At 72.3% G+C, this 19,836-nt stretch carries 26 protein-coding genes and 1 pseudogene; 12 read left to right on the top strand and 15 right to left on the bottom strand.

Annotation, left to right across the window (positions count from 1 at the left end; all coding sequences use genetic code 11):
- Positions 1–2: 2 nt before the first annotated feature.
- Positions 3–380, bottom strand: a complete 378-nt coding sequence (locus tag ACFYX4_RS18680; protein ID WP_389333785.1) for a VapC toxin family PIN domain ribonuclease — start codon at positions 378–380, stop codon at positions 3–5.
- A 211-nt stretch (positions 381–591) separates the two neighbouring features.
- Between ACFYX4_RS18680 and ACFYX4_RS18675 the strand changes: the two genes are divergently transcribed.
- The 4 genes from ACFYX4_RS18675 (at position 592) to ACFYX4_RS18660 (ending at position 3,318) form a co-directional block, all read left to right on the top strand.
- Positions 592–885, top strand: a complete 294-nt coding sequence (locus tag ACFYX4_RS18675) for a hypothetical protein (protein ID WP_389333782.1) — start codon at positions 592–594, stop codon at positions 883–885.
- A gap of 160 nt (positions 886–1,045) precedes the next feature.
- Positions 1,046–2,524, top strand: a complete 1,479-nt coding sequence (locus tag ACFYX4_RS18670; protein ID WP_389333779.1) for an FAD-binding protein — start codon at positions 1,046–1,048, stop codon at positions 2,522–2,524.
- Between the two features lie 40 nt (positions 2,525–2,564).
- The gene (locus ACFYX4_RS18665) at positions 2,565–2,948 is read left to right on the top strand and encodes a hypothetical protein (protein WP_389333776.1); all 384 of its coding nucleotides are present in this window, start codon (positions 2,565–2,567) and stop codon (positions 2,946–2,948) included.
- Between the two features lie 7 nt (positions 2,949–2,955).
- A complete protein-coding gene (locus ACFYX4_RS18660) occupies positions 2,956–3,318 on the top strand; it encodes a DUF952 domain-containing protein (protein ID WP_389333773.1) in 363 nt (120 codons plus the stop codon).
- 13 nt (positions 3,319–3,331) lie between these two features.
- Here ACFYX4_RS18660 and ACFYX4_RS18655 read toward each other — a convergent pair whose 3' ends face one another.
- From ACFYX4_RS18655 to ACFYX4_RS18640, 4 genes are all read right to left on the bottom strand, one after another.
- Entirely contained in the window at positions 3,332–3,790 is a 459-nt protein-coding gene (locus ACFYX4_RS18655; protein WP_389333770.1) for a hypothetical protein, read from the bottom strand.
- Between the two features lie 54 nt (positions 3,791–3,844).
- Positions 3,845–4,252 (bottom strand): luciferase family protein, encoded by a 408-nt coding sequence (locus ACFYX4_RS18650; RefSeq protein WP_389333767.1) that lies wholly within the window; start codon positions 4,250–4,252, stop codon positions 3,845–3,847.
- A gap of 147 nt (positions 4,253–4,399) precedes the next feature.
- Positions 4,400–4,807: an antibiotic biosynthesis monooxygenase family protein gene (locus ACFYX4_RS18645; RefSeq protein WP_389333764.1), complete on the bottom strand. Its 408-nt coding sequence runs from the start codon at positions 4,805–4,807 to the stop codon at positions 4,400–4,402.
- Between the two features lie 43 nt (positions 4,808–4,850).
- Positions 4,851–6,098: a hypothetical protein gene (locus ACFYX4_RS18640; protein WP_389333761.1), complete on the bottom strand. Its 1,248-nt coding sequence runs from the start codon at positions 6,096–6,098 to the stop codon at positions 4,851–4,853.
- A gap of 188 nt (positions 6,099–6,286) precedes the next feature.
- On the opposite strand from ACFYX4_RS18640, the gene ACFYX4_RS18635 reads away from it, so the two are divergent.
- A complete protein-coding gene (locus ACFYX4_RS18635) occupies positions 6,287–6,871 on the top strand; it encodes a TIGR03086 family metal-binding protein (protein ID WP_389333758.1) in 585 nt (194 codons plus the stop codon).
- 10 nt (positions 6,872–6,881) lie between these two features.
- On the opposite strand, the gene ACFYX4_RS18630 is transcribed toward ACFYX4_RS18635, so the two are convergent.
- Positions 6,882–7,634, bottom strand: a complete 753-nt coding sequence (locus ACFYX4_RS18630) for an SDR family oxidoreductase (protein WP_389333755.1) — start codon at positions 7,632–7,634, stop codon at positions 6,882–6,884.
- Positions 7,635–7,898: 264 nt separating this feature from the next.
- Here ACFYX4_RS18630 and ACFYX4_RS18625 point away from each other — a divergent pair, with 264 nt between their 5' ends.
- Complete coding sequence (locus ACFYX4_RS18625; RefSeq protein WP_389333752.1) at positions 7,899–8,579, top strand: hypothetical protein; 681 nt, start codon at positions 7,899–7,901, stop codon at positions 8,577–8,579.
- Between the two features lie 6 nt (positions 8,580–8,585).
- On the opposite strand, the gene ACFYX4_RS18620 is transcribed toward ACFYX4_RS18625, so the two are convergent.
- The 7 genes from ACFYX4_RS18620 to ACFYX4_RS18590 form a co-directional block, all read right to left on the bottom strand.
- Positions 8,586–8,741 (bottom strand): DUF6131 family protein, encoded by a 156-nt coding sequence (locus ACFYX4_RS18620; protein ID WP_389333749.1) that lies wholly within the window; start codon positions 8,739–8,741, stop codon positions 8,586–8,588.
- A gap of 105 nt (positions 8,742–8,846) precedes the next feature.
- On the bottom strand, positions 8,847–9,329 hold the full coding sequence (locus ACFYX4_RS18615; protein ID WP_389333746.1) for an Asp23/Gls24 family envelope stress response protein: 483 nt from the start codon (positions 9,327–9,329) through the stop codon (positions 8,847–8,849).
- A 163-nt stretch (positions 9,330–9,492) separates the two neighbouring features.
- Positions 9,493–9,819, bottom strand: a complete 327-nt coding sequence (locus tag ACFYX4_RS18610) for an SCO5918 family protein (protein ID WP_389333743.1) — start codon at positions 9,817–9,819, stop codon at positions 9,493–9,495.
- Positions 9,820–9,919: 100 nt separating this feature from the next.
- Entirely contained in the window at positions 9,920–11,527 is a 1,608-nt protein-coding gene (locus ACFYX4_RS18605) for a DEAD/DEAH box helicase (RefSeq protein ID WP_389333740.1), read from the bottom strand.
- Between the two features lie 228 nt (positions 11,528–11,755).
- Entirely contained in the window at positions 11,756–11,959 is a 204-nt protein-coding gene (locus ACFYX4_RS18600) for a cold-shock protein (RefSeq protein WP_319261919.1), read from the bottom strand.
- A 252-nt stretch (positions 11,960–12,211) separates the two neighbouring features.
- Entirely contained in the window at positions 12,212–12,778 is a 567-nt protein-coding gene (locus ACFYX4_RS18595; protein WP_389333735.1) for a tellurite resistance TerB family protein, read from the bottom strand.
- 143 nt (positions 12,779–12,921) lie between these two features.
- Positions 12,922–13,110 carry a hypothetical protein gene (locus ACFYX4_RS18590; protein WP_389333732.1) on the bottom strand — a complete coding sequence of 63 codons (189 nt, stop codon included), beginning with the start codon at positions 13,108–13,110 and terminating at the stop codon, positions 12,922–12,924.
- A 142-nt stretch (positions 13,111–13,252) separates the two neighbouring features.
- On the opposite strand from ACFYX4_RS18590, the gene ACFYX4_RS18585 reads away from it, so the two are divergent.
- Entirely contained in the window at positions 13,253–14,392 is a 1,140-nt protein-coding gene (locus tag ACFYX4_RS18585; protein ID WP_389333729.1) for a glutathione-independent formaldehyde dehydrogenase, read from the top strand.
- Between the two features lie 203 nt (positions 14,393–14,595).
- Positions 14,596–15,486: a polysaccharide deacetylase family protein gene (locus ACFYX4_RS18580; protein WP_389333726.1), complete on the top strand. Its 891-nt coding sequence runs from the start codon at positions 14,596–14,598 to the stop codon at positions 15,484–15,486.
- Positions 15,487–15,497: 11 nt separating this feature from the next.
- On the opposite strand, the gene ACFYX4_RS18575 is transcribed toward ACFYX4_RS18580, so the two are convergent.
- Positions 15,498–16,172: a MerR family transcriptional regulator gene (locus ACFYX4_RS18575; protein ID WP_389333723.1), complete on the bottom strand. Its 675-nt coding sequence runs from the start codon at positions 16,170–16,172 to the stop codon at positions 15,498–15,500.
- A 200-nt stretch (positions 16,173–16,372) separates the two neighbouring features.
- On the opposite strand from ACFYX4_RS18575, the gene ACFYX4_RS18570 reads away from it, so the two are divergent.
- Both ACFYX4_RS18570 and ACFYX4_RS18565 read left to right on the top strand, forming a co-directional pair.
- Positions 16,373–17,317, top strand: a complete 945-nt coding sequence (locus tag ACFYX4_RS18570) for a hypothetical protein (protein ID WP_389334214.1) — start codon at positions 16,373–16,375, stop codon at positions 17,315–17,317.
- Positions 17,314–17,784 (top strand): ABA4-like family protein, encoded by a 471-nt coding sequence (locus ACFYX4_RS18565; RefSeq protein WP_389333720.1) that lies wholly within the window; start codon positions 17,314–17,316, stop codon positions 17,782–17,784. The genes ACFYX4_RS18570 and ACFYX4_RS18565 overlap by 4 nt, the downstream gene beginning before the upstream one ends.
- On the opposite strand, the gene ACFYX4_RS18560 is transcribed toward ACFYX4_RS18565, so the two are convergent.
- Positions 17,785–18,120 (bottom strand): GYD domain-containing protein, encoded by a 336-nt coding sequence (locus ACFYX4_RS18560; protein ID WP_389333717.1) that lies wholly within the window; start codon positions 18,118–18,120, stop codon positions 17,785–17,787. It abuts the gene before it with no gap.
- Positions 18,121–18,267: 147 nt separating this feature from the next.
- On the opposite strand from ACFYX4_RS18560, the pseudogene ACFYX4_RS18555 reads away from it, so the two are divergent.
- Both ACFYX4_RS18555 and ACFYX4_RS18550 read left to right on the top strand, forming a co-directional pair.
- Positions 18,268–18,927 (top strand): annotated as a pseudogene (locus tag ACFYX4_RS18555) (aspartate aminotransferase family protein); the annotation flags it as partial.
- A 136-nt stretch (positions 18,928–19,063) separates the two neighbouring features.
- The gene (locus ACFYX4_RS18550) at positions 19,064–19,783 is read left to right on the top strand and encodes a polysaccharide deacetylase family protein (RefSeq protein ID WP_389333714.1); all 720 of its coding nucleotides are present in this window, start codon (positions 19,064–19,066) and stop codon (positions 19,781–19,783) included.
- Positions 19,784–19,836 lie beyond the last annotated feature (53 nt).

The following is a 19,836-nucleotide window of genomic DNA, read 5'->3' as shown; positions in this document are numbered from 1 at the left end:
CGTCAGAGCGGCAGGTCGTCCGGCAACACTCGGAACGCCTTGTGGCGGCCCAGAGGGCGCACGGCTCGGAAGTCGCGCCGGTCCAGGGTGAGGATCGCGTCGGTGTCGTAGTCGGCGGCGAGCGCCACGTTCACCGCGTCAGCGAGATCCAGATCGAGCGCGCGGTAGCGGACGCGGACGGCTTGTGCCGCGCCCAGGTGATCGTCCGTGATCTCGGGCCCGAGTTCGCGGGTGGCGACATGATCGAGCTCGGACAGCAGGAGAGGCGACACGATCAGCAGGCCGGCCGCCATGATCGCCTCGTTGGCCCACACGTGTTCCGGGTGAGCCGAGTCCAGGGCAGCCAGCAGCCCCGAGGTGTCGGCGAGGACGATGATCACGAGGCGGGTCCGTGAAGCGGGCCGGGGCCGGTCTCCCGGCGGACCGCGTCCGTGACGGCGTCACGCACCTCCGCCTTGGCCGGCGTACGCCCCGCCCCCTCGAACGTGCGCGAGAACCGTACACCGAAGCCCGCGTAGCCTTGATGGTGACAAAATATGCCAGAACGCTTCGTCGAAGTGATCGTGTTCGGCGGTGGAACGGATGGCGACCATGAGCGCAACACCCCTCGCCGCGCCGGGCGCCCCGCGCGCGGAGACGACGTCGGCCGGTGCGGCGGCCGAGCGCGCCGTCGCACGCAACGCCGTGACCCTGGACGTGTTCGGAGCGCGCGTCGAACTGCCCCCGCCCGACCAGCTGGCCTTCATCGCGGGCGTCGGCGTGCTGGCCGCCGTGGAGATCATCGAATGGCCGGTGGCCCTGGTCCTGGCGCTCGGCCACCAACTCGCCCACAACCACCACAGCCGACTCCTCCGAGAGTTCGGCGAGGCCCTGGAAGAGGCCTGACGCGTGTGCCGTCGTACGGGGCCGTAGGGCGCCGGCCGTCTTCATGGCCGGAAACAGTGCCGGGGATGACCGGGGGAGACAGCATTTCGTAGCCTCAACTGGCCTACGCTGTCGCAGATTTGATCATTTCTCCCGCACTGTTCGAAGGGTGGTACTGCGCATGCCCCGCACCCCGTCCAGACGTAATGTCCTGCGTGGACTCACGGTCGCCGGCGGAGCCGCGGTGATCGGGTTCGACACCGTCGCCCGCAGCTGGGCCGCCGACACGGCGGAGGCCGGCGCCGCGCTGGCCGGGACACCCCGGCTGGACGGGACGCTCGTCACGGACGCCGCCTCGCTCACCGCCGCCGCCGACGACTTCGGGCACATCGTGCACCGCGGCCCCCGCGCCGTCCTGCGCCCCGGCTCGGTCCGCGACGTCGTCGCCATGGTCCGGTTCTGCAACACGCACTGCGTGCCGGTCGCCCCCCGCGGCCAGGGCCACGCCACCTTCGGCCAGGCGCAGGTCGAGGACGGCCTGGTCGTCGAGACCACGCCGCTCGCGGCCATCGGCCCCGTCGGACCGGACAGCACCACCGTCACCGTCGGCGCGGGCGCCCGCTGGAGCGAGGTCGCCCGGGCCACCCTCGCACACGGCCTCACCCCGCCCGTCTTCACCGACTACCTCGAACTCTCCGTCGGCGGCACCCTCTCCGTCGGCGGCCTGGGCGGGCAGACCCACCGTCACGGCGCGCAGGTCGACAACGTCACCGAGCTCCGCGTCGTCACCGGCGCCGGCGAACTCGTCCGCTGCTCCCCGACCCGCCGCGCGGACCTCTTCCACGCCGTCCTCGCCGGCCTCGGCCAGTGCGGGATCATCGTCGAGGCCACGCTGCGCCTGGTCCCCGCGCCCGAGACCGTGCGCCACTACCACCTGACCTACTCCGACCTGGCGACCTTCCTCGACGACCAGCGTCTCCTCGTCGACGAGGCCCGCTTCGACTACGTCGAGGGCCAGGTCTCCGCGAACGCCGACGGCGACTTCCGCGTCTACACCCTGGAAGCCGTGGCCTACGGCGCGCCCGTCGGCCCCGCCCCGGACGACGCGGCCCTCCTGCGCGGCCTGTGCCACGACGCCGCCCAGGTCCGCTACGAGGACAAGCCCTACTTCGACTTCCTCGACCGGCTCGCCCCCTGGGCCGCCGCGCTGAAGGCCGCCGGCGTCTGGACGTTCGCCCACCCGTGGCTCAACCTCATGGTGCCCGGCACCCGCGCGGCCGCCCTCAGCGCACCGCTCCTGGACGCCCTCACCCCGCAAGCCCTCGGCCCCGGCGGCGTCGTCCTCTTCTACCCGCTGCTCCGCGACCGCCTCACCACCCCGCTGCTGCGCGCCTCCGACGAGCCGACGTCGTACCTCTTCGACATCCTGAGCGCCGTCCCGCCCGGCGACACCGCCGCCGTCGACCGCGCCCTCGCCGTCAACCGCTCCGCCTACGAGAGCGTCGCCGCGGCCGGCGGCACCCAGTACCCCGTCGGCAGCATCCCCTTCACCCCGGCCGACTGGCGCACCCACTTCGGCCCGGCCTGGCCGGCGCTGGAAGCGGCGAAGCGGACCTACGACCCGCGTGGCATCCTCGTCCCCGGCCAGCACGTCTTCTGAGGCGTCCGCGACCGCCGTACGAGCGAACCCCGGGAGGAACATGCCGAGCACGTCGACCGCGGCGCGCACGACGTCCCGGGGTGACGCGGTACGCCGTTACGCGGCGGGGGCGTGGGTCAACCTGCTGATCGGGGTGCCGACCGCCGCCGCCGTCGCGTGCGCGCGGTGGTACGCCGCGCACGGCCACTGCGGCGGCGTCGACGACACGGCGGCCCTGGAGTTGGGCGGCTGCACCTACGACCAGATCGAGAACAGCCCGTTCGCCGTCCTCGGCCTGGTGCTGTCCGGCGGGCTGGCGGCGCTGCTGGTCCTGCTGTTCGACGTGCTCGGGCCGAGGTCCAGGCGCCACTCCCTCGCGCCCCGCCTGCTCACCCTTCCGGTGATCTTCCTGCCGTACGCGCTGCTCACGGCGGCGGCGCGATAATCGGACGATGATCTATCACGTCGTACCCGAGGAGGAGTGGGACGCCCGTCCCGACCTCCCCTACGCCCCCGCCTCCCTCGGCGAGGACGGCTTCGTGCACTGTTCGCCGGACGAGGCGACCACGCTCGCCGTCGTGAACGCGTTCTACCGCACCGCGCCCAGGCCGCTGCTCGCGCTGTCGCTGGACGAGGAGCGGCTCGGCGTGCGGTGCGAGTGGGAGGCGGCGGCGCCCGCTCCGCCGCCCGGGGTCGCTGAGGACGTCCTGTTCCCGCACGTCTTCGGCCCGCTCGACCGCGACGCGGTGGTGGGCGTCTCGGAGGTGCGCTGGGACGAGGAGGGCCGGGCGACGGGCCTGACGGAGCGCCGCTGACGGAGGCCCGGGTTCAGCACCAGTCCGACGACCGCGCGCGGTCCGCGGTGACACCGACCGAGTACCGGCCGTCCCGCGGCTCGTCCACGGAGAGGTACGCCGTCGTGCCGCCCGCCTCCTTTGTGAAGCAGCCGGGGACGGAGTGCGCCCGCCAGCCGTCGGCGAGGGCGGCCCGCCGGTAGTGGCCGAGGACGTCGGTGGGCGACGGGGATCCCGAACTCACCGCGGTCAGCCGGTAGTCGGAGCCCGCCGTCACGAACAGATCGTCGTCGTCGCAGGTCCGGTACGACTCCTCCCGCACCGCGCCCGCCGGTGCCGTGACGAGCACCGCCTCGTCCGCCAGCGCCGAGCCGAGCCGGTCCTCCGCGTCGCCGCAGCCGTAGCCGGTCAGGAAGTACACGGCGGGCGCCCCGCACGCCACCAGTCCCGCCGCCAGCACCCCCGCCACGGCCGCCCACGCGGGCCTGTCCACCCCAAGTCGCCTCACGACGGCGGACGCTAGCGCACCGCCGGTGACGGGCACACCTCAGCGGTCGTCGGGATCGTCACGCGGTACGAGGGTGACGCGGTGCAGGTTGCAGTGCGCGGTGGCGGACGCCGTGGAGGGGCCGGTGTCGGGCGGGGCAGTCAGATGGGCCTTGAGAGCGACGCTCACCAGGCTCATCAGCAGGTCGACGTCCGTGTCGCAGTCGAGGTGGACGGTGACCCAGCGGGAGCCCGGCACCACCCGTACGGCGGTGGACGCGCGCAGGTCGCGGTGGATCCGCTGGATGGCCGGGACGGTGAGATGCAGGTCCACATCGTGGTCGGAGTGGAAGTGGAGTATCTCGCTGTGGACGGAGCGCAGCGCCCGCCCTGCGCCGCAACTGGCCCGGCCCCGGCTCAGGTCGGGCCAGACCTCCAGTCGCTCCAGGGCGCGTTGGGCCAGAGTCATGCGCCCATCGTCGCCTGATCACCGCCCGGCAACCAGAGGTTGAGCGAAACGTAACCGGGGCGTGAGGCGCCGCGCGGGGCGTCCCGGGGCCGGGGAACGCGCACGGCGACGCCCCGGCCACAGCGAGCAGCGGCCGACGGCCGGAGGTCAGCCCTGCTTGGGACCCGTCTGCTGGACCACCTCGAAGGACCACAGCGTCGCGCCCGTCGCCGCGGGCTTCGGCCGCTCGCCGCCCTCCTCGGCGGAGCCGCCCGCGCCCGGACCGCCCGCACCAGGACCGCCCGCACCAGGACCGCCGGCACCGGGACCGCCCGCACCGGACGCGCCGGCGTGCGCCGCCTGGCCGCGCCCGGACATCCACGTCTGGAAGTCCTCCTCGCTGCGCCAGCGCGTGTAGACGAGGTAGGTGTCGGTGCCCTCGACGGGGCGGAGCAGCTCGAACCACTCGAAGCCGTCCGAGTTCTCCACCGTGCCCGCACGGGCGGCGAACCGCTTCTCCAGCGTCTCGCGCTGCTCTTCGGGGACCGTGAGTACGTTGATCTTGACGATGCTCATGGGCTCATTGTCGCCCCGCAGGGACACCCCGGCTCGCCCCCGGCTAGGAGCCGTCCGCCCGGACCGCGTACACGTACCGCGTCCCGTCGTACTCGCTCAGGTTCCAGATCACGGACTCCGAGAACGCCCACCCGGACGCCCCGCTGCTGTGGAAGCTCAGGTCCTCGCAGCCGATGGCCAGGTCGCAGACGGTGGTCGCGGTGTTCGCACCGGAGTTGAAGGTGCGCAGCGCGCCCTTGCGGCTGCGGCCGTCGCTCACCGCGAGGTAGTGCTTGCTCTTCTGGGAGACGACGCCCTGGATCGACTTCTGGTTGACGCTGACGGCCTCGGACGCGGTCGTCGACAAGGGGTGCCGGGTGGTGTAGTCGAGGTCCCAGCGGACCACCTTGGGCGCGGTGACGCTGCCCGGCCCGGTGCCGATGTAGGCGTCCTCGGAGTAGGAGACGACGCCGGCCTCGGAGTACTCGCTGATCACGAAGCTGTCGGGGCTGCTCGCCCGGTCCAGACCGATCGTCGAGTAGCGCAGGTAGGTGCCGGCGTTGTCGTAGGCGTGGCTCTGCGGCAGGACGTACTGGTAGCCGAAGCCGTAGTACTCGCCGTCGGTGTGCAGGCCGCAGACGTCGCCCTCGGCGGTGGCGACCTTGAAGAAGTTCCGCAGGTCGAACACCCGCACGCCCTTGTACGTGTCGACGACGTACAGCAGGTCCCCGTACCAGAGGATGCCGCCGGCGTGCCGCTGGACGGGCTTGTAGGAGTAGGCCCCCGAGCTGGTCTTGACCGGCTCGACCAGCAGCACGTGCCGGTAGGTGGGCGCGGCGGCGTTGCGGTAGTCGACGAAGCTCAGCCGGATGCCCTTGTCGAGCGGGTACTCCAGCTCGTCGTCGGTGTCGGTGTTGGTCTCGAAGTACCAGGAGACGATGAGGGCCTTGTTGCTGCCGTTCGCCGGGTAGAGGCCGTTTCCGTAGGCGTCGGCGCTGGTGGTGATGCCCTGCGGGATCCAGTAGTCGACCGTGTTGTCCCCGCTCTCCCAGGCGAAGCCGGTCTGGAACGCCTCGACGGTGCCGGGGGCGGAGGTGAGGCGCTGGGCGCTGCGGTTGGTGTCGGCGAGGACGGCGCTCGCGTCCACCTTGGGCAGGACGGCCGCCAGTCCGGCCGCCAGGTCGGCGAACTCGCCGTGGCTGTTGCGGGAGCGGCTGGTGAGGCGGAACTGGCCGGCGTCTACGGTGGCCGCGTGTGCGGTGGCGGGCGCCAGGAGGCCGGCCCCGGCCGCGATCACGGGTGCTGCGGCCATGCTCTTCAGGATTGCCCTGCGGGTCGTGGTCATGACGCGCAAAAGTAGGCGCAATCGATCACGAGGCACAAGCGCGGTCCTGGCCGTCGCCTTTCTTCAAGGCGGGGCCCCACCGCCCCGACTACCGTGGTGACCTCGCGGAACGTCGGGAACTTCAGGGACGTCAGCAACGAGAGGCAGGACAGGACATGGAGCCCGCAGCCGTGATGACCAGGGCCTCGGAAGCGGCCGTCGGCATCGTGAGCGGCATCGCGCCGGAGGACCTGGACCGGCCCACGCCGTGCCCCGAGCTGACCGTCCGGGGCCTGGTGAATCACCTGATCCTCTGGACCGGCGTCCGGGGGCGCGCCGTCGCGCTCAAGCAGACCCCGGAGGGCGTGGCGGACGGCCACGACTTCACCGCCGAGGCGGACTGGGCGCGGACGTACGCCGTCCGCTCGGCGGCGACGGCCGCCGCGTGGAGCGACCCGCGGGCCTGGGAGGGCGAGACGTCCCTCACCGGCGGCGGGAGCATGCCGGCGCCGTTCGTCGGCGGGATCGTGCTGTGCGAGTGGCTGCTGCACGGCTGGGACCTGGCGGTCGCGACCGATCAGAAGCTCACCGTGGACGGCGAACTCGCCGAGATTCTCTACGCGGACACGGCGGGCAGGGCCGGGACGGCCCGCCGGTACGGCGCCTTCGGCCCCGAGGTGCCCGTGCCCGCGTCGGCGCCGCTGTTCGACCGGGCGCTGGGCCTGTCGGGCCGCGACCCGGCCTGGAGACGGCCGGCGTGACTGAGATCGATCAGCCGGCCGAGCTGAGCACCACGGGCGGACCGGCGAGCACCCCGCCGTCGATCACGAACTCGCTCCCCGTGGAGAAGGTCGCCTCGGCGACGATGAAGAGCACCATGCGCGCGACCTCCTCGGGCTGCCCGAAGCGGGGGAGGGGCTGCCCGGCGACGTAGGAGTCGTCGAAGGAGGCCGTCATGCTGGTGCGAATGGCCCCCGGGTGGACGGAGCACACGCGCACCCCGTCCGGGGCCAGCTCCAGCGCGGCGGACTTCGTCAGCCCCCGCAGCCCCCACTTGCCCGCCACATACGCGCCGACGCCGGCGTACGCGGTCAGCCCGGCCAGTGAGGACATGTTCACGATCACCCCGCCGCCGGCCCGCCGCAGCGAGGGCGCCGCCGCCCGCATCCCGAGCCACGCGCCCTGGAGGTTGACGTCGACGACGTGCCGGAAGGAGGCGAGGCTCTGCTCCTCCATCGCCCCCCAGGCGACGACCCCGGCGTTGTTCACCAGCACGGAGACCGGCCCCAGCTCCCGCTCGGTCTCCGCCACCGCCGCGGCCCAGTCCTCCTCGCCGCGCACGTCCAGCCGCACGAAGCGGGACGGCGCGCCGAGCTCGGCCGCCACCCGCTCCCCTTCGTCCTCCAGGACGTCGGCGACCATCACGCCGGCGCCCTCGGCCGCGAGGGCCCGCGCCACCGCCGCCCCGATGCCCCTGGCTCCGCCGGTGACGACCGCCACCCGCCCGCTGAGACGCCCGTCCATTCCGACCTCCTGAACCACCCGACCACGACCCGACGGCCTGCTCCTCAGCATCGACCGGGACCGGCCGGGCCGCACGCGGACGCGGAGCGCGGGGCGCGACCGGCGGACCCCGTCACCCTGGCCGGGGGCCGTCAGGGTGACGGGGCGGCGGAGTACGGTGAAGGAGCCGGGGGTTTCCCGCGCACCGGCTGTCACGCCGCTGCCGTTCCCGGAGACCGACTACGCCGGGCCGGATCCGTCCGTGTCCGGAGCAGGGCTCGTCCCATGACCCTGAATGTGCCCGACCGGCCGACCGCCCCGGAGTCGCCGACCGCCCCGGAGCTCGCGGGCTCCGTCGAGGCCCCGCGGCGGACCAGGCGGGAGAGAGGCCCCTCGCCGTGGGAGGCCGACCGCGTCCGCCCGCTGACCCGGAGTCAGGTCGAGGACCGGCTGGCGGAGTTGGGCGACCTCTACGCCGACACCGCGGGCGGCGACCCGTGGGCGTGGAACCGGGACCGTGACGACTTCCTCCGCGGGCTGGCCGCCGACCTGCGGATGCCGGGGTTCGCTCTGCTGGTCGCGGAGACGACCGTGCTGACGGGGTGCGCCTACGGCTTCCCGGTGGACGACCGCGGGCCCTGGTGGCGGTGCCGGGGCCTCGGCGGGCGACTGCCGGGGAACGTGCTCCGCCTGGCCGCCTCCGGGCAGCTCTTCGCGGTCTCCCGGATCGTTGTGCAGCCCGGCGTGCGCACGAGCCATCAGACCCGTGACTGGAACCTCGCCCGGCGCCTCCAGAGGCGGCTGCTCGCCGACCACGACGCCGCGGCCGGCGTCACGCTGGTGCACCGCGCCGACGCCGGGACGCTCGCCGCGCTGCGGGCCTGGGGGTGGCGGCGCGTCGGGGCGGACGCCCTGGAAGTGTCGCTGCCCGCCTCCCCGTGGCATGTCCTGGTGCTCGGCCCCTGAGCCGGGTCACCAGTAGTGGCGTCGTCCGGCCACGGCGTGTCCCATCGCTCCGAGGATCCACAGGACCGCGCCGACGGCCAGCAGGATGACTCCGATGGTCCACAGGATGGACAGGCCGGTGACGAGGCCGATGACGAGCAGGATGACACCGAGGATGATCATGACGCGCCCCTTCGGGGAGTCGGTTGTGCCCAGTTGTGCTCGGTTGTGCCGTCTCCGCCGTGACCAGCGGAGCCGACGTGAACTGCTGATCTCAGGGGACGGGGATCACCTCACGCGGCCCTCGTCCGGTGCGGGCTCGTCCTCCTCGTCGGGAAGGCGGACGTCACCGACGGCGACGTTCACCTCGACGACCTCCAGGCCCGTCATCCGCTCTATCGCGCCGATGACGTTGGAGCGCACGTCACCGGCCACCTCGACGATGGAGACGCCGTACTCGACCACGACGTCCAGGTCGACGGCGGCCTGCCGCTCCCCGACCTCGACCTTCACCCCGCGGGTGACCCCGCTGCCCCCGCCGGGGACGCGTTCCCGCACGGCGCCGAACGCGCGGGCCATGCCCCCGCCCAGGTTGTGGATGCCCGGCACCTCACGGGCCGCCATGCCCGCGATCTTGGCCACCACGCCGTCCGCGATGGTGGTCCGCCCACGGGTCTGCGCCGGAGCCCCCGCCCCGGTACGGCCCTTCAGCCTGCTCACGTCGGCTCCGGCCCGGTTGCCCGAGCCGATGCCGGTGCTGTTGTCCGTCATGGCCGTCGCCTCGCCTCGGTCGCGGTGGACCTCCGAGTACCCTCCGCCACGCCTCCCGAACGGGATCCGCGTGATCGATCGAACACCCCGGCACGAGGACGGCTCGCCCCTCCGCAGGTCACGGAGGGGCGAGCCGGGGGTCGGGCGGGCGGTGCTGCCGCCCTCACACGTCCTGGGGAGCGGGGCCCTCGTCCGACGGGCCCGAGGTGTTCCAGAACGGATCGGGGGCGAACAGGGGCGCGGCGGGCGTGGCCTCGGGGCCGGCGTGGCAGGTGAAGCCGAGCCGGGTCATCGCCCGGACGACCTCGCCGCTGCTGAAGTCACGGCGGTCCTGCCGGGTGACCACCTCGCCGACCTGCTTGACGGGGTAGCGGCGGCGTCCGATGGTCACGGACTCGGCCGTGATGGTCTCGGGCGTGACGCCCTTCATGGACTCCAGCACCCCGGCCTTGGTCAGGTCGAACGGGTACCGGGCGATGACACAGCGCATGTTGCCTCACAGGGGCTGGGGGATGGACCGACCGGGACAGCGGGAGAACCGGGACAGCGGGAGAACCGGGACTGCGGGGGACCAGCGGGGACAGCGGGTCTCAGGCCGCCTCGCGGGCCGGCCGGCCCCCGCCAGGACGACGGCGACGGCCGCGGGACGCGGCGGACGTGCTCCGGGACTCGCCGCGGGCCGAGGCCGCCCCGCCCCGGGTACCGGTCGCCCCGCCCCGGGACGCGGTGGACGCGCCGCCCGATGCGGCGGGCTTGCCCCGGCGGGGAGCCGACGTGGCGGACTTGGCGCGGCGGGGCGTCTGGGCCTCCGGCGTGGGCGTAGGGATGACGACCGGGACGCCGGACGGGGTGCGGGCGCCGGTGATGCGGTTCAGCTCCGCCTCGCCGGAACGCACGGGCGTGACGCGGGGGGTGATGCCGGCGGCGCTCGCCAGCCGGCTCATGTCGCGCCGCTGGTCGGGCGTCACCAGGGTGACCACGCTGCCGGACTCGCCGGCCCGCGCGGTACGGCCGCCGCGGTGCAGGTAGTCCTTGGGGTCGGTCGGCGGATCGACGTTGACGACGAGGTCGAGGCTGTCGACGTGGATGCCCCGCGCGGCGACGTTCGTCGCGACCAGCACCGTGACCTGGCCGCTCTTGAACTGGGCCAGGGTGCGCGTGCGCTGCGGCTGGGACCGGCCCCCGTGCAGGGCGGCGGCCCGGACACCGCTGTTCAGCAGGTGCTTGGTCAGCCGGTTCACCGCGTGCTTGGTGTCCAGGAACATGATGACGCGGCCGTCGCGCGCCGCGATCTCGGTGGTGGTGCGCTGCTTGTCGTCCTGCTCCACGTGCAGGATGTGGTGCTCCATCGTGGTGACCGCGCCCGCGGACGGGTCGACGGAGTGCACGACCGGGTCGGACAGATAGCGGCGGACCAGCCGGTCGACGTTGCGGTCCAGGGTGGCCGAGAACAGCATCCGCTGCCCGTCCGGGCGCACCTGGTCGAGCAGGGCGGTGACCTGCGGCAGGAAGCCCATGTCGGTCATCTGGTCGGCCTCGTCGAGGACGGTGACGCGGACCTCGTCCAGCACGCAGTCGCCCCGGTCGATGAGGTCCTTCAGCCGGCCGGGCGTGGCGACGACGACCTCGGCGCCGCCGCGCAGCGCACTCGCCTGCCGGCCGATCGACATGCCGCCGACGACGGTGGCCAGGCGCAGCTTCAGCGGCCGGGCGTAGGGCGTGAGCGCGTCGGTGACCTGCTGGGCCAGCTCGCGGGTGGGAACGAGGACCAGGGCGAGCGGCTGCCGGGGCTCGGCCCGCAGGCCCGCCGTACGGGCGAGCAGCGCGAGGCCGAACGCGAGGGTCTTTCCCGAGCCGGTGCGGCCGCGGCCGAGCACGTCACGGCCGGCCAGGGAGTTCGGCAGGGTCGCCCCCTGGATGGGGAACGGCGTGGTCACGCCCTCGCGGACCAGCGCGGCCGACAGCGGCTCGGGCAGGGCGAGTTCGGCGAACGTCTCGACGGCGGGCAGCGCCGGCGTGACCGTCTTCGGCAGCGCGAACTCGCCCTGGGGCGCGCTCTGCCGGCGTCCGGAGCCCTGCGAACGGCGGGGCTCGGAGGACCGCTTGGGGGTGGAACGCTTGGTCGAGGAGCGCTTCGGCCTGGAGGCTGGGTCTCCTGTGTGTCCGTCGGCGCGGGTGCCGGAACGGGCGCGGGTCATGCGGGAACCTTCCTTGACGCGGCGCGTGTCAAGGAATTCCCGGAGCGCGTGCGATGCGCGAAGAATTGCGAGAACGAGCCGAGGTTGATGGGGCCTGAACGGGGCAGGGAAAAACGCGTCACCGGGTGAAAATTTCGGTGAGCCCGTGCGGCGCCCGGAAATACGGCGAGCCGGGGCCCGCACCCCTCGGTGCGGGTCCCGGCTGCGAAGTACGCGTCAGGCCGATGATCAGGCGGGAACGATGTTCTCCGCCGTCGGGCCCTTCTGGCCCTGCGCGATGTCGAAGGTCACCTTCTGGCCTTCCTGAAGCTCACGGAAGCCCTGGGTGGCGATGTTCGAGTAGTGGGCGAAGACGTCGGGGCCGCCGCCGTCCTGCTCGATGAAGCCGAAGCCCTTTTCGGCGTTGAACCACTTCACGGTGCCACTGGCCATTTTGTTCTCCCTCGGGACGGTGTTCGGAGTCACTTTGTGCGACTCCGGTCGCCGTGATGATCACCCCGCAGGAAAAACCTTCTGGCAACCACAACTGCAACTGGCATCGACAGTAGCACGATGAGTTCGGCGGAGATTTCTACCGCTCTAGGGCCTGTCCGGCGGATCAGGTCGCAGGAAACCGACGGTGGCTCATCAGCACGGGTGAGCGTGCCAGGCCCCGCGTCTGCGGCATGATCCGCCGGACAGGCCCTAGAGGCCGAACTCCTGCGGCGACAGGCCGAGCACCGAGCACGCCTCGCGCAGGACCTGCTCCTCCGCCGGCGCGACATAGCCGTCCGCGCCCGCGACCACGAAGCCGGTCTGGACGACGGCCCTGGCCTCGGTCGGCTTCTTCGCGGCCTTGGCGATCTCCTGGAGCGCCTCGTTCTTGCCCTGCGGGAAGTCGAAGGCCAGCTGGTCGACATGCTTGTTGAACCGCTGGCGCAGCTGCTCGGAGGGGAAGTTCTGAAGGACGTCGTTGTGCAGGATCAGCGACTCCACGTGCTGCCGCTCGGCCGGGTCGACATGCCCGTCGGCCGCCGCGACCAGGGCGCACATGGCCATGCTGGCGTCCCGGTAGGCGCCGCTCTTCAGCTCCGTCTTGAGCGAGGTCAGCTGGGACTTCAGCGTGTTCACCAGCTGGGCGCGTGAGGCGCTCGAACCGCCCGAGGAGCCCGCGCCCGGCCGTCCGTGCCCGTGTCCGCCCTGGCCCCGCGCGCCCTGAGCCTGCTGCTGCAACCCCTTGGCCTGGTCCTTGATCCGATCCCACATCGCCACGCGTGCCACCTCGGCTTCAGCCCATGTCATTACGGTCGTCCGCGCGCGTCGCACGCGTCGTCCGTTCCAACGCCCGGCGGCCCCGCGAAGTTCCCCACAGCCACCACCGCTCACGCTCCGCTCAGGCGGCGCTCAGGCGGCGCTCACGCCCGGGAGGGGTCGTCCGGCTGTGTGTCGGCGAACTCCCACCAGGCGAGCGGCAGCCAGTCCCCGTTCACGAAGCCGTCCACGGACGCTCCGTTGCCCCGGATGGCGACCTGGGTCCCCTCCGGGTAACTGGTGCCGGACAGCCCGCACACCGGGACGAGCAGCACACCGTGACGTCGCGACAAGGTTCCTGGTCCTTTCTGAACGGCTCTGAACGAGATCGGCTCTGATCGGCAGTCCCTGGATGCAAATCATCTCATCATGCACGAATCTGGAATATGAGGAATTCCACACTGGGGCAGTCGAGCTGACTGGAGGTGCTCGACGATGAGGGCTGTCGTGTACAAGGGACCGTTCGAGGTAGCGGTCGAGCAAGTGGAGGATCCGAGGATCCAGCACCCGAACGACGTGATCGTACGAGTCACGTCGACCGCCATCTGCGGCTCCGACCTGCACATGTACGAGGGTCGCACCGCCGCCGAGCCGGGGATCGTCTTCGGCCACGAGAACCTCGGGGTCGTCGAGGACACCGGCGAGGGCGTGACGACGCTCAGCCGCGGGGACCGGGTCGTCATGCCGTTCAACGTGGCCTGCGGCTTCTGCAAGAACTGCACCGCGGGGTTCACCGGCTTCTGCCTGACCGTGAACCCGGGCTTCGCCGGCGGCGCCTACGGCTATGTGGCCATGGGCCCCTATACGGGCGGACAGGCGGAGTACGTACGCGTGCCCTACGCCGACTTCAACTGTCTGAAACTCCCCGAGGGCACCGACAAGGAGACCGACTTCGTCCTGCTCGCCGACATCTTCCCCACCGGCTACCACGGCAACGAGCTGGCCGACGTACGCCCCGGCGAGAGCGTCGCCGTCTACGGCGGCGGTCCGGTCGGGCTGATGGCCGCCTACTCGGCGATGCTGCGCGGGGCCAGCAAGGTGTTCGTGGTCGACCGGGTGGCCGAGCGGCTCCAGAAGGCCGAGGAGATCGGCGCGATGCCGGTGAACTTCACCGAGGGCAACCCGGTTGACCAGATCAAGGAGCACACCGACGGGCAGGGCGCGGACAAGGGCATCGACGCCGTCGGCTACCAGGCGCAGGCTCGCGGCGAGGACCGCGAGGAGCCGGCGACGGTGCTGAACTCGCTGGTGGAGTCGGTCCGGCCGACGGGCGCGCTGGGCGTGCCGGGCCTGTACGTCCCGCGTGACCCGGGCGGCCCGGACGAGCAGGCCAAGCAGGGCATGCTGATGGTCGCCGTCGGACGCCTCTTCGAGAAAGGGCTGCGCATGGGCACGGGGCAGTGCAACGTCAAGCGCTACAACCGCCACCTGCGCGACATGATCATCGCGGACCGGGCCCGGCCGAGCTTCGTCGTGTCGCACGAACTCCCCCTCGACCAGGCGCCGTCGGCGTACGAGAAGTTCGACAAGCGGATCGAGGGCTACACCAAGGTCGTGCTCCACCCGCACGCGTGAGAGAGCGCCGGCGCGCACCGGCCGCCCCGTCTACAGCGAACCCCCGGACCCGTGATCCGGGGGTTCCGCCGTACCCCCGCGCTGCCGTCGCCGCCGTGCGCCGGACGCAACCTCGGACGCCTGTTCGCCGTCAGGCAGGATGAGCGAGCCGAGGTGAACGAGCCGAGGCGAACGGCCGTACGGATGGCATGGGGTGGGGCGCGGTGGACAGGCGGATCAGGGGGACGGCACTGGCCTGTCTCCTGCTCGCGACGGGCATGACGACGGGCTGCTCGACCGATTCCTCGGCGCGGTCCTCCGAGGACCCGTCCCCCAGCGCGTCGCGCGCCTCCGCGAGCTCCGAACAGAGCGCCGGTGGCACAGGCGGCGCGGGCGGCGCCGGGAGCGAGGCGGACGCGCGGGCGGCCACCGAGGCGGCCTACCGCAAGTACGGCATCGAGCCGCTGGCGGCCCCGCCCGTCCCGCCCGCGACCAAGCCGTCGCCGTCCTCCGAGGCCGGCGGCGGGGTGCCGGTGATCAGTGAGATACCCACCGACGAGAAGATCGTCTTCCTCACCATCGACGACGGGGCCGAGAAGGACCCCGGGTTCGTGACGATGATGCGGGAGCTGAAGATCCCCTTCACGATGTTCCTGACGGACTCCGCCATCCGCACCGACTACAACTACTTCAAGCCGCTCCAGGAGTTCGGCGAGGGCGTCCAGAACCACACCCTGACCCATCCCGATCTGCGCACCCTGGGCGCGGACGCGCAGAAGCGGGAGATCTGCGGCCAGCAGGAGAAGCTGAAGGACCGCTACGGCGCGACGCCCCGGCTGTTCCGCCCGCCCTACGGCAACTGGAACGAGGACACCCGGGCCGCCGCCGCGTCCTGCGGCGTCGAGGCGATCGTCCTGTGGCGCGAGTCCATGCAGATCACGAACATGCAGTACCAGCGCGGCGACAAGAAGCTGCACCCCGGCGACATCATCCTGGCCCACTTCCGCGGCCCGTCCGACCTCAAGGGCACGACGATGACCGAGATGACGGCGAACCTCCTGCGCCACATCAAGGAACAGGGCTTCACGGTCGCCCGCCTGGAGGACTACCTGTAGGACTCGCGGGCTCAGTCCGTCCCCGTCCCCTTCTCCGTTCCCGTTCCCGTCTCCGGCCCCTCCGCGTCGAACAGCCGCGCCGAGGCGTCCACATGGGCCAGGCGGCGCATGGCGCTGAGCATCGCCTCGCCCAGTACGGTCCCGACCACCACGCCCTCCACCATGTCCTCGACCGCCACCCGCCGCTCCACGTAGGCGAGGTCGGCGCGGGCGACCTGCTCGGCGGCGTCCGCGTACGCGTCGAGCACCTCGACGAACGCCCCGTGACCCAGCCGGGACATGGCGGCCAGCGTCCGGGACAGGTCGGCGGCGGCCGGGTTCGACTCGTGCGTGCGCCAGCCCCGCCGGGAGATGAGCCCGGCGACGACGCTCCGGGCGGCCGCCGACTCGGCGTCGTCCTGCTCCACGTCCGCGCCGCCGAGCCGGTCCGCGGCGACGCCGAGCACCTTGTGCAGCGGACGCTCCGGGGCGTCCAGGGCCTCCAGCACGTCCGCGATCTCGGCCACCTTCATGCCGCCCACGTCGAGCAGGGCGCGGATCAGCCGCAGCCGGCGCTCGTGCGCCTCGCCGTAGGCCGCCTGGTTCGGGCTCGTCAACTCGCCTGACGGCAGCAGGCCTTCACGGACGTAGTACTTGATCGTCGGTACCGGCACTCCGGTTCTGCGGCTCAACTCTCCGATGCGCACTGCCGGTTCACTCCTCGGCCTTCACCCTGTTCCATCGCGCCGGCCGTTGCCGTCACACCCCCATCATAGATAGCCGGGCTATCGGATAGTGGATAGTACCGCTATCTTTATCTCCCATGTCCTCCTTACGTTCGTCGCCCCCCTTACGTTCGTTCTCCCGGCCGCACTGGCACCGCCCGCTGGTGCTGTTCTCGGCGGTGATGGCGGTGACCGCGGCCGGCTCCGCGGTGGGGCTCGTCGTCGACGACCGCGTCCTGGCGGGCGCGCCGATCTGGGCCAAGCCGTTCAAGTTCTCGGTCTCGTTCGTGGCCTACTGCCTCTCCCTGGCCTGGATGCTGTCCCTCCTCCCAGGCGGCCGGCGCTCGGGCGGGCCGCGCGCCGGCTGGTGGGCGGGGACGGTCGTCGCGGTGGCGAGCCTGGTCGAGATGGTGATCATCATCGGCCAGGCGATGCGCGGGAAACGCAGCCACTTCAACCGTGAAACCCCCTTCGACGGGGCGCTGTTCGACGTGATGGCCGTGACGGTCGTCATCCTGTGGCTGGGTACGCTCGCCGTCGCCGTCCTGCTGCTGCGTGCCCGCGTCGCCGACCGCGCGTCCGCCTGGGCGGTGCGCGGCGGTCTCGTCCTGGCGCTGACCGGGGCCGCCGTCGGGTTCCTGATGACCCGGCCCGCGCCGGGGCAGCGGCGCGGTGTCTCCGAGGTGGTCGGCGCGCACAGCGTGGGCGTGCCGGACGGCGGCCCCTCGATGCCGCTGACCGGCTGGTCGACGACCGGCGGCGATCTGCGCGTCCCGCACTTCTTCGGCATGCACGCGCTGCAACTCCTGCCCCTGCTGGTCATGGCGCTGACCGTGCTCGCACCCCGTTTCCGCCGCCTCGCCGACGAGCGGGTGCGGGTGCGGCTGGTGCTCCTCGCCTCGGGCGCGTACGCCGCCGTCTTCGCCCTGCTCCTGTGGCAGGCGCTGCGCGGCCGGTCGCTGATCCACCCGGACGGCCCGACGCTGGGCGCGGCCGGCCTCGTCCTGGCGGCAGTCGTGCTGGGCGCGTACGGATCGCTGTCTCTTCCCGCTCGAACTCCTCATCCACCCGGGGCGACCGACGTCGTGGACGCCCCCGCAGCGAAGGACCAGGACCTCACGTCATGACCGGATTCCTCTTCGACCTCGCCTTCTGGCTGGCCGCACCCGTCTGGCTGCTCATGATCTTCGCGCCGGCGTGGGGCCCGACCGCCCGTCTCGCCGCCTCGCCGTGGACCGTGACGCCCGTGCTGCTCGTCTACCTCGCGCTCGCCGTTCCGGTGTTCCCCGAGCTCTGGGCCGCGGTCAGCAGCCCGGACCTGGACGGATTCCGGGAGCTGACGGCCCTCGCGGGCGGCGCGGGGGCCGTCTGGGCCCAGGTCATCGCCTGGGATCTGCTGATCGGGCAGTGGATGTACCTGGAGGCCAGACGGCTGGGGATCTCCCCTCTGCTGATGGGGCCGCTGCTGCTCTTCACGATCCTGCTGTCCCCGTTGGGGCTGCTGGTGTTCCTGCCGCTGCGCGCGGCGAGGTCACGTCGCCTCACGTCCCGTGCCGACGCCCCCGCCGCGGCCATGGCCGACGGAACGGCGTAGTCAGGAGGACGGTCCCCGCCCGCCGGGCGCGCGGAAGGCGACCTGGCGGCGGGCGGCCTCGTCGACGTCGTCGAGGGTGAGGAGGGGCGTGGCGCGGGTCCGCAGGCCGCCGCTGGCTTTGACGGCGAGGCTGACGGCGGCCATGGCGACCGGGTCGGGGAAGTCGAGGATGAGGACGACGTCGTCCTCCCCGAAGGCGAAGTACATGGCCTCGACGCTGCCGCCGAGGCCGGTGACGACCTGCTCGACGGCGGCCCGCCGCCCGCTCGCGCCCTCCTCGATCAGGCCGGTGGCGCCCTCGGGTGTGTAGGTCGCCTGGATGAGGAACTTCGGCATCGGGGACACTCCCTGCCCGTCGCTGGTCCGGTACGCGGTGTGCCTTTCCCGCTGCCGGCCCGGCTGCCACCCGACGCCCGCTCTGTTCACCCGTTCGAAGAGGTCAGGCGTCGGGAAGCGAGGCCGCCAGGTGCTCCCACGCCGTGTGCCGACGGCCCCGAGGGGCTCCCGCCCGAGCCCTGGCGGGCCATCGTGCGGTGCGACTCGGTCGTCGTCGATCCGCACAAGCACGGACTCCAGCCCTACGGCTGCGGCGCGGTCCTCTTCCGCGACCCGGAGGTCGGCCGCTTCTACCTGCACGACTCGCCCTACACCTACTTCACCTCCGCCGAACTCCACCTGGGCGAGATCAGCCTGGAGTGCTCGCGCGCCGGGGCCTCGGCCGCCGCCCGCTGGCTCACCTTCCGGCTCCTGCCGCCCACGCCGGAGGGGCTCGGCCAGGTCCTGGCGGCCGGCCGGCGGGCGGCGCTCAGGTGGGCGGACCTGATCGAGGCGTCCGACGTCCTGGAGGTCTGCCAGCGCCCCGAGCTGGACATCGTCAGTTACTTCCCCGCCGTCGACCCGGCCGCCCTGACCGGCGTCGACGCGGCGTCCGCCCGCGTCCTCACCGCCGGCATGACCGGCCCCGACCCGGTGTTCCTGAGCACCGTCAGGGCCGGCCGCGAGGCGTTCACCGCGCGCCGCCCCGGGATCACCGCGGACGCGGACGGCGCACGGATCCTGCGGAGCGTGCTGACGAAGCCGGAGTCCGAGCACCACGTGGAGCATCTGCACCACAGGGTCGAGGAGTTGGCCCGCGCCGGCTGACCTCCCGAGGGCGTCCCTTCAGGCGGAAATCGCACGAGAAATCATCGAACATCCGTGCATCCACGGCGACGTCAGGTGCGTCATACAGGGAAATCCCGTGCACACAGGGCAAGTTCACCGCCTTCTGGGGGACCCGATGCACCGACGTCTCGTCATCTCGACCATCGCCGCCACCGCCCTCTGCGGCACCGCACTGGCCGGCGCCGCCACGTCCGCCTCCGCCGCACCGCTCGCCGTCGACTGCCGCAAGGTCAAGTGCGTGGCGCTCACCTTCGACGACGGGCCGATCGCCGACACCCGGCGGCTGCTGCGCGTCCTGAAGGACCGCAACGTCAAGGCGACCTTCTACGTCGTCGGCAAGAACGTCCAGAAGAACCCGTCGACGGTGCGCACCGCGGCGCTCGCCGGCCACCAGATAGGCAACCACGGCTGGGACCACGCCGATCTGACCAAGCTCAGCGCCGCGAAGGTCAGGTCGCAGCTCTCCCGCACGGACGCGGCGGTCAAGCAGGCGACCGGCAAGAACCCCACCACCCTCCGCGCCCCCTACGGCGCCCACAACGCCACGGTCCGCTCGGTCGCGGGCCGCCCCCTGGTCCACTGGAGCATCGACACCCTCGACTGGAAGCACCGCGACACCGCCCGGCTCATCCGGACCGTCAACGCGCAGACCAAGCCGGGCGACATAGTGCTCCTGCACGACATCCACCGCACGACGGTCGACGCGGTACCGGGCATCGTCAACGCCCTCAAGTCCCGCGGCTACCACTTCGTGACGGTCGACCAGCTCTTCGCCCCGGGCAAGCTGCCCGCGGGGAAGGTCACGTACCACAACCGCGCCGCGTACCGCCCGTGACGGCGGGCCGAGCCCCGCGGTGAGGCACTGCGGACAGCACCGGCGCACAGCGA

The organism is Streptomyces sp. NPDC002328 (genome assembly GCF_042890065.1).
In the GTDB taxonomy this organism is placed as follows: domain Bacteria; phylum Actinomycetota; class Actinomycetes; order Streptomycetales; family Streptomycetaceae; genus Streptomyces.
The sequence above is the reverse complement of the archived record's forward strand: the minus strand, read 5'-3'. Positions and strand labels throughout refer to the sequence as shown.